This window comes from Gilliamella sp. B2911, from assembly GCF_026536965.1.
Classification (GTDB): domain Bacteria; phylum Pseudomonadota; class Gammaproteobacteria; order Enterobacterales; family Orbaceae; genus Gilliamella; species Gilliamella apicola_E.
The window spans coordinates 161752-177044 of the sequence record NZ_JAFNNA010000005.1 but is presented as its reverse complement, the minus strand read 5'-3'; the positions used below and the strand labels follow the sequence as shown (position 1 = coordinate 177044).

General features: G+C 38.3%; 14 protein-coding genes and 1 pseudogene. 5 read left to right on the top strand and 10 right to left on the bottom strand.

The window, feature by feature from the left end:
• A pseudogene (locus J3U27_RS06600) lies at nucleotides 1-991 on the top strand (hypothetical protein); the annotation flags it as partial.
• A gap of 194 nt (nucleotides 992-1185) precedes the next feature.
• Nucleotides 1186-1686, top strand: coding sequence for a hypothetical protein (locus tag J3U27_RS06595; RefSeq protein ID WP_267377092.1), 501 nt, complete (start codon nucleotides 1186-1188; stop codon nucleotides 1684-1686).
• Nucleotides 1687-1981: 295 nt separating this feature from the next.
• On the opposite strand, the gene J3U27_RS06590 is transcribed toward J3U27_RS06595, so the two are convergent.
• The 10 genes from J3U27_RS06590 to tyrA form a co-directional block, all read right to left on the bottom strand.
• Nucleotides 1982-2407, bottom strand: coding sequence for a F0F1 ATP synthase subunit epsilon (locus J3U27_RS06590; RefSeq protein WP_065563777.1), 426 nt, complete (start codon nucleotides 2405-2407; stop codon nucleotides 1982-1984).
• A 26-nt stretch (nucleotides 2408-2433) separates the two neighbouring features.
• The gene (atpD, locus tag J3U27_RS06585) at nucleotides 2434-3816 is read right to left on the bottom strand and encodes a F0F1 ATP synthase subunit beta (RefSeq protein ID WP_025314341.1); all 1383 of its coding nucleotides are present in this window, start codon (nucleotides 3814-3816) and stop codon (nucleotides 2434-2436) included.
• Between the two features lie 47 nt (nucleotides 3817-3863).
• Nucleotides 3864-4733 (bottom strand): F0F1 ATP synthase subunit gamma, encoded by an 870-nt coding sequence (gene atpG / locus J3U27_RS06580; protein ID WP_065563776.1) that lies wholly within the window; start codon nucleotides 4731-4733, stop codon nucleotides 3864-3866.
• Nucleotides 4734-4747: 14 nt separating this feature from the next.
• Complete coding sequence (atpA, locus tag J3U27_RS06575; protein ID WP_065563775.1) at nucleotides 4748-6289, bottom strand: F0F1 ATP synthase subunit alpha; 1542 nt, start codon at nucleotides 6287-6289, stop codon at nucleotides 4748-4750.
• A gap of 11 nt (nucleotides 6290-6300) precedes the next feature.
• Nucleotides 6301-6834 carry a F0F1 ATP synthase subunit delta gene (gene atpH / locus J3U27_RS06570; RefSeq protein ID WP_065563774.1) on the bottom strand — a complete coding sequence of 178 codons (534 nt, stop codon included), beginning with the start codon at nucleotides 6832-6834 and terminating at the stop codon, nucleotides 6301-6303.
• Nucleotides 6835-6847: 13 nt separating this feature from the next.
• Nucleotides 6848-7318, bottom strand: a complete 471-nt coding sequence (gene atpF / locus J3U27_RS06565; protein ID WP_065563773.1) for a F0F1 ATP synthase subunit B — start codon at nucleotides 7316-7318, stop codon at nucleotides 6848-6850.
• 24 nt (nucleotides 7319-7342) lie between these two features.
• Nucleotides 7343-7579, bottom strand: a complete 237-nt coding sequence (gene atpE / locus J3U27_RS06560) for a F0F1 ATP synthase subunit C (protein ID WP_065563772.1) — start codon at nucleotides 7577-7579, stop codon at nucleotides 7343-7345.
• A gap of 36 nt (nucleotides 7580-7615) precedes the next feature.
• Nucleotides 7616-8398 (bottom strand): F0F1 ATP synthase subunit A, encoded by a 783-nt coding sequence (gene atpB, locus J3U27_RS06555; protein ID WP_065734997.1) that lies wholly within the window; start codon nucleotides 8396-8398, stop codon nucleotides 7616-7618.
• A gap of 246 nt (nucleotides 8399-8644) precedes the next feature.
• Nucleotides 8645-9976, bottom strand: a complete 1332-nt coding sequence (gene glmM, locus J3U27_RS06550) for a phosphoglucosamine mutase (protein ID WP_065563770.1) — start codon at nucleotides 9974-9976, stop codon at nucleotides 8645-8647.
• An 87-nt stretch (nucleotides 9977-10063) separates the two neighbouring features.
• Nucleotides 10064-11185, bottom strand: a complete 1122-nt coding sequence (gene tyrA / locus J3U27_RS06545; protein ID WP_267337257.1) for a bifunctional chorismate mutase/prephenate dehydrogenase — start codon at nucleotides 11183-11185, stop codon at nucleotides 10064-10066.
• Nucleotides 11186-11299: 114 nt separating this feature from the next.
• Here tyrA and xthA point away from each other — a divergent pair, with 114 nt between their 5' ends.
• The 3 genes from xthA to J3U27_RS06530 all read left to right on the top strand — a co-directional run bounded on the left by xthA (nucleotide 11300) and on the right by J3U27_RS06530 (nucleotide 15254).
• Nucleotides 11300-12106, top strand: coding sequence for an exodeoxyribonuclease III (xthA, locus tag J3U27_RS06540; protein ID WP_065563846.1), 807 nt, complete (start codon nucleotides 11300-11302; stop codon nucleotides 12104-12106).
• A gap of 18 nt (nucleotides 12107-12124) precedes the next feature.
• Nucleotides 12125-13468, top strand: coding sequence for an exodeoxyribonuclease VII large subunit (gene xseA / locus J3U27_RS06535; protein ID WP_267377091.1), 1344 nt, complete (start codon nucleotides 12125-12127; stop codon nucleotides 13466-13468).
• A 109-nt stretch (nucleotides 13469-13577) separates the two neighbouring features.
• On the top strand, nucleotides 13578-15254 hold the full coding sequence (locus J3U27_RS06530) for a molecular chaperone HscC (protein WP_267377090.1): 1677 nt from the start codon (nucleotides 13578-13580) through the stop codon (nucleotides 15252-15254).
• Nucleotides 15255-15293 lie beyond the last annotated feature (39 nt).

The window sequence follows — 15293 nt, the reverse complement described above, 5'->3', positions numbered from 1 at the left end:
TTCTTTAAGTTTATCTATCGTCGATAAAAACAATCAGTCTGTATCACGTAATTCCGTGTTAACAATTTGTAACGCACCTTATAGGATTAAGTTATCTAGTACTGACGGTACATTATCGACTCGTTACGGATTTCCTAATCGTAGTACTTTCAGTGAAAGTAATGTGACTTATTACGTCAATCCTAAGGCTTCGCCTGTGGTTTGTTTTGCAAGGCCTAGTTTGACTAACGGTACAGATTATTTTGCTGGTCCAGCTTCGATGTGGGACCCTGCTAATGGTTTTATCCCTCAGTCAACTGAGCCATCACTTTACGGTAGAAACTTTCCTACAACTGGTGCTAACAAACTGTACTTTGATTTACTCATTAGTGGTGTAAGTCAGCCATTGTCTTGGTCTCCAGTTTCTCATGGTGGTATCACAGTCACAATGTCTAATCCTACTGCTACAAGCGTTCGTGTTACTTTAACTGGTCCTTACGCTACCGAATCCCAGATTAATTCATCCAGTCCTATTCCTATTTCTAAACCTACTTTGCCTCAGACCTTCGAGTTGGTCGGTCGTGATAGTAATGGTGCTCCAGTCGTCAAATATGGTTTTACTTTGAAGCAGTGGTTCGTCAACCGAGGTTCTAAGTATGACACTCCTTCTAATATCTTATCTTGGTGTAATAGTATTGGTTATCGTATGCCTACGGTAAAGGATTTAACCAACGCATCTTGTCCTAACAACGATTCTAGGTGTCGTGGTTCAGTAGGCGCCACCCCTTCCTCACCTAGTAAGTATTACATGCGTCATATAGGTTCAGGTTTTTTCACTGAGTGGGGTAGTATGGATGATTATTCAGGCGTTGGCTTCTCCTACCTTTGGTACTGGACTAGTGACCCGAACCCTTCTGGTAGTAGCCAGTTTATCGTGCACACAAGCTACGGTGACGTGATTTGGAGCTACACCTACAACGACAACCACGGACTTTGTGCCGCCTATCCTTAGTTTTTATTTCTTCGTCCTTAATCCTTAGGCCGGGGGTGGGGGTGATAAAAAATAGTATTAGGTGATTAAAAGCAAGCTGACTCAAGGAGTCAACGTCGTTTAGCCATAAAAAAAGCGATTTTGCGGCTAAGCGGCAAAAATGCTGGGCACCGAGGTGGTGGTTAAAAATATAGATATTAAAGGAGTAATATAAAATGAATATTGAAGAAAAAATAGCGTTAAGTAAAAGGCCTGTTCAGTTTATTGCTGAAGGTAATTTTTTAAAGCTTTATAATCAATCATTATATGTGGTTGAGCAATTATTGGGTTTTAACTTAAAGGTAACGGCAAAGTATATAAAAAAAATTGATGAAATTATTATTTGCGGTGGATTTCCTACCCGTTCTATTACTAAACGCTACCCTAATGCCAGCCCTAATTTAACGGGGTATGAGTTATTGGGTGATTATGATTTAAGTGGTTATGAATTATGGTATCAAAAGCATTGCCAAATACCGAAGCAAAAAACACCACAATCCCTTCTCACAACATCCCAAGAGGTAAACGAACAGTTAAACGAATTTCGCGATATGAATAAACCCTTAACGGTTCAGCATCTATTATTTTTACAATCATGGCAGGCAAATAAATATCCTGCTATGGTAGATAGTGCGTTTATTCAGGCGTTGAAGAATTATTTTAGTGAATTGCATTAATAGCAGAGCACACTGTGCCTGATGGCGCTATCGGATTTATTAAATCCGCTGATAGAAAAAAGGCTATAAATAAGGTCAGTATTTTTTACGCAGAGCTTGATGTTAAAGGTAAATCATCCACCTCAACTAGGGTGGTTTTTTAGTTTTTTATCGAAAAAAAGTTGAGGAACGGGGTTTTTGAAGGGGAAAGTTGTGTTTTTTCGTTATCAAATGATGCGATTAAGTCGCTAATAAAAAAGGCTACAATTTATTAATTTGTAACCTTTATTGCTTTGTTGAATGATCAACGTATATTTTATTGACCCATACGACGCGTTAATTCGATAACACGTATTTTTGCTAAGGCTTTTGACAGTTCAGCAGATGCTTGAGCAAAAGACATATCATCGCTTGGGTGATTAATGTGTTCTTGTGCTTGTCTTACTGCTTCTTGCGCCCTTGCTTCATCTAAGTCTTCACCACGAATAGCGGTATCAGCTAAGATTGTGACCATAGTTGGTTGTACTTCTAAAATACCACCTGATAGATAGATAAACTCTTCTTCACCATTGGCTTTGACAATCCCGACCATTCCCGGCTTTATGGTGGTCAGTAACGGAGTGTGACCGGGATAAATTCCGAGTTCACCTTCTCGCCCTGTGACTCTGATTCGCTGAACATCACCTGAAAAAAGGTGAGATTCAGCACTAACAACTTCTAATTGATAGGAAGTTAGTGCCATAATGCTCTCTCCGTTCTATAAATCTCTTAGAGAGATTTTGCTTTCTCAATCGCTTCGTCGATTGAACCAACCATATAAAATGCCTGTTCAGGAATATGGTCATAATCACCGTTCATAATACCTTTAAATGCACTGATGGTGTCTTTTAATGGTACGTATTTACCTGGTGAACCAGTGAACACTTCCGCAACGAAGAATGGTTGAGATAAGAAACGTTGAATCTTACGTGCACGAGCAACAGTTAATTTATCATCTTCCGATAATTCATCCATACCAAGAATTGCAATGATATCTTTTAATTCTTGATAACGTTGAAGAATTGACTGTACGCCACGAGCACAATCGTAATGTTCTTGACCAACAACAAGTGGATCTAATTGACGACTTGTTGAGTCAAGTGGGTCAACCGCTGGGTAAATCCCTAATGATGCGATTTGACGACTTAATACGATTGTTGCATCCAAGTGAGCAAAGGTTGTTGCCGGCGATGGGTCAGTTAAGTCATCGGCTGGTACGTATACTGCTTGGATTGAGGTAATTGAACCGGTTTTAGTTGAGGTGATACGTTCTTGTAATAACCCCATCTCTTCTGCTAATGTCGGTTGGTAACCTACCGCAGATGGCATACGACCTAATAGTGCAGATACTTCAGTACCGGCTAAGGTATAACGGTAAATATTATCGATAAATAATAGTACGTCTTTACCTTCGTCACGGAATTTTTCCGCCATGGTTAAGCCAGTTAACGCTACGCGTAAACGGTTCCCTGGTGGCTCATTCATCTGACCATAAACTAACGATACTTTATCAAGTACGTTTGATTCTTTCATTTCATGATAGAAGTCGTTACCTTCACGAGTACGTTCACCCACACCAGTAAATACTGAGTAACCTGAGTGCTCGATCGCGATGTTACGAATTAATTCCATCATGTTAACGGTTTTACCCACACCCGCACCACCAAATAGACCAACTTTACCACCTTTTGCAAATGGACAAATTAAGTCGATAACTTTGATACCGGTTTCAAGTAATTCTGTTGAGTTAGCCAATTCTTCGTATGTTGGTGCTGCACGGTGAATCGCCCAACGCTCTTCTTCACCAATAGGACCTGCTTTATCAACAGGATCACCAAGTACGTTCATAATTCGGCCAAGTGTTTTTGTTCCTACAGGAACTTCTATGCCGTGACCTGTATTTACTACTTTAAGTCCACGTCTTAAACCATCAGATGAGCCCATTGCAATACAACATACAACGCCACCACCTAATTGTTGCTGAACTTCCAGAACTAATTTTTCAGTGCCAGTTTCCACTTCTAATGCATCATATACCTTTGGTACTGCATCTTCTGGGAATTCGACATCAACCACCGCACCGATGATCTGGACAATCTTTCCAGTAGCCATTTTTATTCCTCTACGTCTTTTTCTTAACTATAAGCCAATATTTAGCACTAACCTGAAACAGCAGCTGCACCCGATACAATATCAATTAATTCGTTGGTAATCGCACCTTGACGTGCTTTGTTATACACAATTTGTAATTCATTAATTAAATTTGCACCGTTATCGGTTGCTGCTTTCATGGCCACCATTCTTGCTGCTTGTTCACTCGCTAAATTGTCAACCACCGCTTGATAGACTTGTGATTCAATATAACGACGTAAAATCACATCTAATAATGATTTTGCATCTGGCTCATAAATATAATCCCATGATGAAGCTTTTAGCTCTTTATCTTCTGAATGTGGTAATGGTAATAATTGCTGTATTGTCGGCTTTTGGGACATGGTATTAATAAATTTATTGGTTACTATATATAATTTATCAATTTTACCGTTGTCATATGCCTCAAGCATTGTTTTTACCGGACCAATTAAATCAGATAAAGTGGGTTCGTCACCTAAATTAGTTACTTGGGTTAAAATATTCGTTTTTACTGAAGAGAAAAACGATACCCCACGTGAACCAATTAAAGCCACATCTGCTTCAACACCTTTCTCTTGCCATGCTGACATATCAGCGATAACAGTTTTGAAAAGATTGATATTTAATCCACCACATAAACCACGATCGGTTGATATGATAAGATAGCCAACTCGCTTTACATCTCTTTCTTCTAAATAGGGATGTTTGGCGCCTATTTGAGCTAACGCTAAATGTCCAATTACTTCGCGAATCATTTCAGCATATGGACGACTAGCAGCCATTCTGTCCTGCGTTTTACGCATTTTAGAGTTGGCTACCATTTCCATCGCTTTGGTGATCTTTTGCGTACTTTGGATACTGGCAATTTTCGTTCTAATCTCTTTTGCATTAGCCATTTGTTACCTCACCCTTACCAAGTTTGAGTTGATTTAAAGCTTTCAAGCAATGCTTTTAACTTACTTTCAATCTCATCGTTGTAATTGCCTGTCTCGTCGATCTGTTTTACAAAATCGGCATATTGACTATGGGCATAAGATAGAAGTGCTGTTTCAAATGATAATACTTTAGCAAGTTCAACATCTTCTAGATAACCACGCTCAGCGGCATAAAGTACAATTGATTGCTCTGCAACAGTCATTGGTGAATATTGCTTTTGTTTGAGTAATTCAGTTACTTTTTCACCGTGGCTTAATTGGTTTCTTGTTGCTTCGTCTAAGTCAGATGCAAATTGTGAGAAAGCGGCTAATTCACGATATTGTGCAAGTGCTGTACGAATACCGCCTGATAATTTTTTCATTATCTTAGTTTGAGCAGCACCACCCACACGAGAAACCGAAATACCTGGGTTTACCGCAGGACGGATACCCGAGTTGAATAAGCTGGTTTCAAGGAAGATCTGACCATCTGTAATCGAAATTACGTTAGTTGGTACGAATGCAGAAACGTCACCCGCTTGAGTTTCGATAATTGGTAACGCAGTTAATGAACCGGTTTTACCTTTTACTTCGCCTTTAGTGAACTCTTCAACATAAGCTTCGTTAACACGAGCTGCACGTTCAAGTAAACGTGAGTGAAGATAGAACACGTCACCAGGGTAAGCTTCACGTCCAGGTGGACGACGAAGTAGTAATGAAATTTGACGATAAGCAACGGCTTGTTTCGATAAATCATCATAAACAATTAGTGCATCTTGTCCGCGGTCACGGAAGTATTCTCCCATAGCACAACCCGCGTAAGGTGCTAAGTATTGTAATGCTGCTGATTCAGATGCTGATGCAACAACCACAATGGTATTTTTAAGTGCACCGTGCTCTTCAAGTTTACGCACTACGTTAGCAATAGTTGATTGTTTTTGACCGATTGCGACGTAAATACATTTAACACCAGAATCACGTTGATTAATAATGGCGTCGATGGCTAATGCGGTTTTACCGGTTTGACGGTCACCGATGATAAGTTCACGTTGACCACGACCAATTGGAATCATTGAGTCAACTGCTTTATAACCAGTTTGTAACGCTTGGTCAACAGATTGACGATCGATAACGCCTGGCGCAACAACTTCTACAGGTGAGAAGCCGTCATGTTGAATCGAACCTTTACCATCAATTGGTTCACCAAGTGTATTAATAACACGGCCTAATAAACCATCACCTACTGGTACCTGTAAAATACGGCCAGTACATTGTACTTTCATCCCTTCAGATAAGTCTTCGTATGGTCCCATGACCACCGCACCAACAGAATCTCTTTCAAGGTTTAATGCCATTGCATATCGGTTACCTGGCAATGCAATCATTTCGCCTTGCATGACATCAGTTAATCCGTGGATTCGAAGGATACCATCACTTACTGAGATGATCGTTCCTTCATTGTGAGCATCACTCACAATATTGAACTGAGCTATCCGCTCTTTAATTAGTTCACTTATTTCAGTTGAATTTAGCTGCATTATCAGTCCCCTTAAGACTGTAGAACGTCATTTAGTCGATTTAGACGTCCTCTGATACTACTATCAATAACCATATCGCCCGTACGAATAATAAAACCAGAAATGAGCGATTTATCAATATGACATTTTAGTTTTACTTTTCGTGATAAACGTTTTTCGACAGCGACAGAAATTTTATCAAGTTGTTCACTAGTAAGCTCATTGGCAGAAATTACATCAACGTCTGCTTGGGCTTCTCTTTCTAAACAGTATTGCTCAAACAATGTTAACACTTCAGGAAGAAGGGATAAGCGTTTGTTTTCAGCCATCACTTTAATAAAATTAGTGCTAAACTCATCAAGCACATCTTTACAGATGTTGATGAGTAAGTTAGCCACTGAATCGGTTTTCATGTCAGATGTTAAAATGCTTTTTATTTGAGCATCTTTGCTCACTTCAGCAGTTAACACTAACATTTTGTGCCATGATTCGATGCTATTTTTTTCAACAGCAAAGTCGAAAGCGGCTTTAGCATAAGGGCGAGCAATCGTAATTAAGTCAGCCATTGCTCTATTCTCCTTATAGTTCAGCTACGAGTTTATCAATGATGTCGCTGTTAGCGGCTTCATTAACAGAACGTTCAATAATTTTTTCTGCACCGGCAATAGCGAGTGTAGCGACTTGTTGTTTAAGCTCTTCACGAGCGCGTTTACGCTCAGCCTCAACTTCAGCAAGTCCTTGAGCAACAATCCTTTCTTTTTCACGAGTAGCTTCTTGTTTAGCTTCTTCTAGAATGGCTGCTTTGCGTTTATTCGCTTGCTCAATAATTGCATTAGCCTCAACCTTAGCCTGTTGCATTATGTCAGATGTATTTGCTTTGGCTAATTCCAAATCTTTTTTTGCTGTTTCTGCTGAAGCTAATCCTTCCGCTATCTCTTTTTGGCGTTTTTCAATCGCTCGGATAACCGGAGGCCAAACAAACTTCATACAGAACCAAACAAACAATACAAATGTAATTGCTTGGCCGAGGAGAGTTGCGTTCATATTCATGAGACAATTCCTCTTAAATTATTATTAACCAGCAACAGCAAAAATAACATATAGCGCAATACCCACACAAATCATAGGAATCGCATCAACTAAGCCCATAACGATAAAGAATTGTGTACGTAACATAGGCATTAATTCTGGTTGACGAGCAGCACCTTCTAAGAATTTACCACCTAATAGACCGATACCAACTGCACCACCGATTGCAGCTAATCCCATCATTATGCCAGCGGCTACAAATAACATACTCATACTATCCATTATATACTCCAGTTTATTATCTAAAAAAAGTTAAAATTAATGATCTTCTGTTGTTGAGGCCATCGCTAAATAGACGATAGTCAACACCATAAAAATAAATGCTTGTAAGGTGATTATCAAAATATGGAAGATAGCCCATGGTAGTGATAATACCCATTGTGACCACCAAGGTAATAATGCTGCTATTAAGATGAAGATAAGTTCACCAGCATACATGTTACCGAAGAGTCGTAATCCTAAAGAAACAGGTTTAGCCAATAAGCTAACAAGTTCAAGGACTAAATTGATTGGTGCAAATGCCCAATGATTAAATGGATGCAAGGTGTATTCTTTAATAAACCCTGAAATCCCTTTATATTTGATTGAATAAATGATGATAAGTGCAAAGACACCGAGTGACATTGACATTGTGATACTCACGTCAGCTGTCGGTACGACTCTTAAATGAGATAGACCTAAATATTGTCCCGCATAAGGTAGGAAATCAACAGGAATTAGATCCATTAAGTTCATTAAAAATACCCAGATAAACACAGTAAGTGCTAAAGGGGCAATGAGTTTATTTTGACCTGTGAACATGTCTTTGACCGTATTATTTACAAATTCAAAGATCATCTCTACCGCACATTGAAGTTTACCTGGTACGCCACTCGTCGCTTTCCTTGCTACACGATGGAAAATCCATAAGAAAAGCACACCAAGTACAATTGAGAAGAACAAGGAATCAAGATTAAAGGTCCAAAAACCAGAACCAACTTGTAAGTTCTCCAGATGGTGTTTTATATAAGCTTGCGGTGAAGCTGGAGAGGAAACTGCCATATAACCCTCTTACCTATTTTAAAAATAAAAACTACAGTTTGTTTTTGCCTTAAAAGGTATAAACAATCACTGCAATAACCGAAGCTATTATTTTAAACCTAATTCCCTATAATAAGTCAACAACTGATTAAAAAAATAAAGAATTTAGACACTTTTTACTAATTTTGTGTAAAGAATAACAGCTTTACCGCTCACTTTATTAGAAATATTGTTCATCAATAGCTTAATTAATGATGAAAAAACAGGCTAATTTGATGCTTTAACTGCATTGGCAATTTGTTCCGCTAATTTTTGTACTTGAGAGTGATTACTACCTTCTACCATTACGCGGATAAGCGGTTCGGTGCCTGATTTGCGTATCAATACCCGACCTTCATTGCCAAGTTGCGTTTCTGCCTGTTCAATTGCAGATTTGACCGCAGCATTGGCTAATGGGTTTCCTGTATAACGAACGTTAATTAATATTTGTGGTAGCATGGTCATGCCTTGACATAATTCAGCGAGTGACATGTTATTTCTTATCATTGCAGCTAGAACTTGTAAGCCTGCAACAATACCATCGCCTGTTGTGGTTTTATCAAGTAAAAGGACATGGCCTGAATTTTCTGCGCCTAATCGCCAATTTTTTTCAACCAGCATTTCAAGCACATAACGGTCCCCCACTTTTGCTCGTACAAATGGGATGCCAAGATTTTTAAGGGCGATTTCAAGTCCCATGTTGCTCATCAAGGTCCCGACAACGCCACCTTTAAGTTGACCTTGCCTTAAGGCTTCACGAGCAATAATGTAAATAATTAAATCACCATCAATTCTATTGCCTTTATGATCGACCATAATGATGCGGTCACCATCACCATCAAGAGCAAAGCCCAAGTCAGCTTTTTCTTCAAGGACAGTTTTAGTTAATGCTTTTACATCAGTAGCACCACAGTTTTCATTAATATTGACTCCATCCGGTTCGCAACCAATTTTTATTACTTTAGCACCAAGTTCTCGAAGTACTTTTGGGGCAATGTGGTAAGTGGCTCCGTTGGCACAATCCACAACAACTTTTAGTCCTGATAGACTTAAGTCGTGATCAAAGGTGCTTTTACAAAATTCGATATATCGTCCAGCTGCATCGGTTATTCGGCTTGCTCGGCCAAGTTGTTTTGATTCAACACAGTCGATCTGTTTTTCAAGCTCGGCTTCGATTTCTAATTCAATGGCGTCATCGAGTTTTCGCCCTTCAGTTGAGAAAAATTTAATACCGTTATCATAAAATGGGTTATGGGAGGCCGATATGACTACACCCGCATCAGCCCGAAATGTGCGAGTTAGATAAGCAATGGCAGGTGTTGGCATTGGTCCAGTAAAAGCAGCAGCGACGCCCGCGGAGGCAAATCCTGCTTCTAAAGCCGATTCAAGCATATAACCTGAAATACGAGTATCTTTACCGATGAGGACTTTTTTAACACCATCTTTAGCCAGTACTCGTCCTGCTGCCCAGCCTAACTTGAGGGCGAAATCAGGCGTGATAGGATATTCTCCAACTTTTCCACGAATACCATCTGTCCCAAAATATTTCCGATTAGACATGTTATTTCCTCATACTAAAGTTTTTTATTTGACCAATTGCCTTTCTTATAAATCGTTTTTTATCCTATAAAAGGAAGCGAAGTAAAATTATTCTCGATTGTCATTAGCAAATTTTAATAATACTTGGCTCTCTTTTATAAAACGTTCAGCATAACTGCCAAACCATTTAGTTACTTCGTTAAAATTTTCAATGAATTTAGCTTTATCTCGTTGTTCAATTAATTTAACCATTTGCCCAAAACATTCATAATAGCGTTTGATTAACTCAATATTTTCATCTGACGCCATGATGATATCGGCATAAAGAACGGGATCTTGAGCAAATAAGCGACCAACCATCATTAACTCCAAGCGATAAATAGGTGATGATAAGGTAATTAATTGTTCTAAATCAGCATGTTCTCGTTGTAAATTTACACCATATGAGAACGAAGTAAAATGGCGTAATGCTTGAATAAACGACATACATTTGTCATGCTCTTTGGCATCAATCGCGCACAAATTGGCTCCCCAAATTCGCATCTGTTCAATTAACCATTGATATTGCTCAGGATATCGACCTTGGCAGTAGACAATGACTTGTTTGGCTAAATTTGGTACGTCCGGACCAAACATTGGATGCAATCCAACCACAGGCCCCGCGTGTTTGGCTAGCATGGCTTGTAAAGGTTTGACTTTGATTGATGTAAAATCGGTTAAAATGCAATCTTTAGGTAACGGTGGTAATTGTTCAATGATTTCGCATGTTTTGTTGATAGGCACTGTAACAATAACGGCAGCGGCATCAGCGACAACTTCGGCTGCTTGATGCATGGTTTTTGAACCTAAGGTTTTAACTTCATAACCTGATAGGGTAAATAGTTTGGCAAATAATCTACCCATTTGTCCATTACCACCAATGATGACAATTGAGCCTTTGCCGTTGTAAACTTTTTTAAAACCTTTGTCGTTTTCACTTATATAGGACTCACGCATTAATCGGCGTAAAATATCTTCAATTAAGGCGGGTGATATACCTAAATTTTCGGCTTCTTGCTTACGTTTAGCTAACATATCGGCTTCACGTTTAGGATCATAAATCGGAATTCCATGCTCGCTTTTTACCTCACCAACTTCAGCAACTAATGCTAGTCGTTGACTAATTAAAGCTAAAATTGATTTGTCGACTTCATCAATTTTATGACGCAATGAAAGTAATTCCTTAGACATATTGTTGATCCTTTAATCACTAGTTATAGCTTTCGCTGTAATTGCTTAACAGTATAACGTATTTTTGGTAGCATGGGTCAATTGCAAAATTAAATCAAATACAATAAATTTATGATTAAAGTTTTATCTTTTAATATTAATAGTATTCGTATTAGAATCCATCAATTAGCTGCGATTATTGAAAGACATCAGCCCGATATCATTGGTTTACAAGAGACTAAAGTTCATAATGACCAATTTCCAATCGAAGAACTTAAGCAATTTGGCTATCATTTATATTATCACGGTCAAAAAGGTTATTATGGTGTAGCCTTATTGACTAAGCAAAAACCGTTGTCGGTCGAGTGTGGGTTTCCGACCGATGAAGATGGTGCTCAATGTCGATTAATGGTAGCTGAATTTCCTACTAGCAAAGGTAATTTGACCGTCATTAATGGTTATTTCCCGCAAGGTGAAAGTTTGCATAATGAAATTAAATATCCAGCTAAGCGTAAATTTTATCAAGATTTAATTGAATATATACAGGATCGACAGCTGAATAGCCAATTATCACTCATTATGGGTGATATGAATATTTGTCCAACTGATTTAGATATTGGGATTAATGAAAATAACCGCAAACGGTGGTTAAGTGCGGGTAAATGCTCTTTTTTACCTGAAGAGCGTGAATGGATAAATAATTTAATGGCAGCAGGTTATACTGATACTTACCGTCATGCCAATCCAGATACACAGAGATTTTCTTGGTTTGATTATCGTTCCAGAGGTTTTAGTGTAAAAACCGGATTAAGAATCGATCTTATTTTAGCTAGTGAAAAACTTATGCAGTATTGTGGTGAAACCGGTATTGATTACGATATTCGTGGTATGGAAAAACCTTCCGATCATGCGCCAATTTGGGCCGACTTTGATTTAGATTAAACTTGTTAGGATAATAGTATGCACAATAGTTCGATTTTATCGGTAAAAGATCTTAATCAATTAGTTAAAGGTCTGCTTTCTGATGCTATTGGGCAAGTTTGGTTAGTTGGTGAAATTTCCAATTTTTCTCGCCCAGCTTCAGGTCATTGGTATTTCACTTTGAAAGATGATATTGCGCAAGTGCGCTGTGCCATGTTTCGTAATAATAATTATCGTACGGGATTTACCCCTCAAAATGGTCAACAAGTTTTAGTTAATGCCTCGGTAACTCTTTATGAAGCACGTGGTGATTATCAATTGGTTATTAATCAATTGCAACCGGCTGGTGCTGGTTTGTTACAACAAAAATTTGAGCAACTAAAGCAAAAACTGTCAGAAGAAGGATTGTTTGATCCGATTTATAAAAAATCGTTACCTGATAATATTCGTACGGTTGGGATTATTACTTCGTCAACAGGTGCAGCACTACATGATATTTGTCAGATATTAAACCGGCGCGATCCAAGTCTGAATTTGATTATTTACCCAACGTCGGTACAAGGTACCGAAGCTGCGGCACAAATTGCCAGAATGATTCAAATCGCAAATATTCGCCAAGAATGTGATGTTTTAATTGTTGGGCGAGGAGGGGGATCGCTTGAAGATCTTTGGTCATTTAATGAGGAGCTTTTAGCCAGAGCTATTTTTGCTAGTCAATTACCTATTATTAGTGCTGTTGGTCATGAAGTTGATTTCACCATTGCTGACTTTGTTGCTGATGTGCGCGCAGCTACCCCATCGGCAGCAGCTGAGTTGGTTAGCCGGGATAAGCTAGAGCAGATAAAAAGTTTACAAGTTCAAGAACAATACTTATGTATGGCGATTGATTACTATTTAGTACGTCGACGAGAATTATTAAATAAGCGTTATCAACGATTGCAATCACAACATCCTCAAACTAAATTATCTAAGCAATTAAATCGTTTATTAACCAGTCGTCATGCTTTATTTGAAAATATGCAGCACTATTTATCTAAACAATCCTATCGTCATAATGTGCTGGATAAATATTTGTTACGTGTTTCACCACAACATAAAGTGCTCTATTATGGTCAAAACCTAGAGAGAAAACAGCAGCAACTGATTAATCTGGTTCAAAAAAGGTTAACGGACGCTAAGCATGAATTTGTATTAAAAGCATCTCAGCTTAATAGTGTTAGTCCACTTGCTACTTTAGATCGTGGTTATTCAGTAACGACTAACCAGCAACAACAAGTGATAAGAACGGTTGAACAAGTGTCTATTGGTGACTTTATTTTAACCCAGCTTAAGACAGGTAAATTAATCAGCCAAATTGTTGAGATAGATAAAAAAAATAAGTAAAACTGCTCTTTTTTCAATAATGTTTAACTCAACACATTGGATAAAATTGCACCTCAAATAGTATTAAGGATATAATATCTGACATGTTGGAAAATACTAAGAGAATAAAGTGGTTATACATCCTCCAATAGGTATTGATTTAGGTACTACCAATAGTTTAATTTGTGTTTGGCAAAACGGCCAGCCGACACTAATTCCCAATTCAATAGGTGAAGTTGTTACTCCTTCAGCTGTCAGCATTGATGAAGATAATACCATTTTGGTTGGTCATGCGGCTTTATCTCGTTTAACTACTCATCCTAGTCGTAGTGCAGCAGCATTCAAACGTTTTTTAGGTTCAAGTAAAGTTTTTGAGTTGGGCGATCAAAAATTTACCCCAACAGAACTTTCAGCATTAGTTTTAAAATCATTAAAAGCGGATGCTGAAGCTTTCTTGAAACAAGAAATTCGTGATGTCGTGATTTCCGTTCCCGCTTATTTCAATGACGAACAGCGTAAACAAACTCGCTTTGCTGCTGAGCTTGCAGGATTAAACGCAGTCCGTCTAATCAATGAGCCCACCGCTGCTTCAATGGCGTATGGATTACATGAAGAACAATCAGGAAATACGCTGGTTTTTGACTTAGGTGGTGGCACATTTGATGTGACAGTATTGGAATATGCAATGCCTATCATTGAGGTTCATGCATCAGCTGGCGATAACTACTTAGGCGGTGAAGATTTTACCCATGAAATAGTTAAAGCATGTTTGAGTGAATGGGAACTTAAGCAAGAAGATATTCCTGTCGATGATTATGCGCGTTTATTGGATTTAGCTGAACAATTAAAATGTAAGCTAAGTGGTGAGCAAATGCATAATTTGACATGGTTTTGGCAAGATAAGCAATGGCAATTTTCATTAAATGAAGTAAGAGCTAAGTCAATTTGGTTGCCATTACTCAATCGATTACGAGCGCCAGTTGAACAAGCATTAAGTGATGCTCGCTTAAAGGCTAATGAACTCGAACATATTGTTTTAGTTGGTGGTTCATCGCAATTAGGTGTGGTTCGTGAGTTAGTGACAAAGTTATTTGGTAAACTGCCTTATCGTCATATCAATCCAACTACTATTGTTGCACAAGGTGCAGCTGTTCAGGCGGCATGTCGTTTGCGAAATGCCGATGTTGAAGAGGTTATTCTAACCGATGTTTGCCCATATACACTTGGTATTGAAATTTCTTCGGGTAATATTAAAGGGTTATTTTCGCCAATTATTGAGCGTAATACGATAGTTCCAACTTCAAAGGTCAAAACGTTTTACACTTCATACCCTCAACAAAAAAGTATTATGCTTTCTGTTTATCAAGGTGAGAATCCAAAGGTTGAAAATAACGTTTTAATTGATGAATTTGAAGTGCCAGTCACACCTATGGAAAAAATACAAGGTATTGATGTTCGCTTTAGTTATGATTTAAATGGTTTGCTTGAAGTCGATGTGGTATTACTTGAAACAGGGGCATTGCATGGTAAAGTGATTGATCACAGTCCGATTGGATTAACCGATAAACAAAAACAAGAAAGCCATGACCGATTAGCGGCACTTAAAATTCATCCTCGTGATGAAATGTTAAATCGTACTTTATTAGCAAGATTAGAGCGAGCATGGGCACAATCATTGGGTGATGAACGACTACTCATTGGCTCTTATATCGAAGCTTTTATGGAAGTCTTAAATCAGCAAAATCCTGAAGAGATAGAACAGGTTAGAAGCGAAATTGAATCGAATCTTAACGATCTTAATCGATAATCAGATAGATTTAAAAAATCCCCTTTGGTCATAATTAAA